Annotated in this window: 1 protein-coding gene; it reads right to left on the bottom strand. The window is 77.2% G+C overall.

Annotation, left to right across the window (positions count from 1 at the left end; translation table 11 throughout):
- Positions 1-426, bottom strand: a 426-nt coding sequence (locus AC1DYK_RS35910) for an ROK family protein (protein WP_478170605.1), incomplete at both ends; no start/stop codon positions are given.

Below are 426 nucleotides of genomic sequence, written 5' to 3'. Positions count from 1 at the left end.
GCCAGGCATTCGGCGAGCGACTCGGCGAAGGCGCGCAGGGCGTACCGTGCGCCGCCGTCCCCGGCGGCCGCGGCCTCGACCACGGCGCGGGCGGCGCTGTTCCGGGTGGGCAGCTCCGCGCCCTGGTGTCCGGCGGCCCAGTCGAGCAGCCGCCGGTAGGCCGCCGACCAGCCGTCCGGGGGCAGCAGTTCACCGGCCGCACCGCCGTGGCCCCGGTGCAGCCGGCCGTGCAGCCACAGGCCGATGCCGGGGCGGTTGCCGACGTACAGGTAGATGGCGTCCCGTACTCCGACGGCCACTCCCCCGGCGCATTCGGCGAGCGTCGCAAGCTGGATGTCGTTGCCGACCAACACCGGCCCCGGCGCGCAGTCGGCGAGCTCGCGGCCCAGGTCGAGTCCGGTCCAGCCGGGCAGCGCGGTGCTCCGC

The sequence above is a fragment of the Variovorax sp. P2_H12 genome, assembly GCF_056403395.1.
This window is presented reverse-complemented; position numbering and strand designations above follow the sequence as displayed.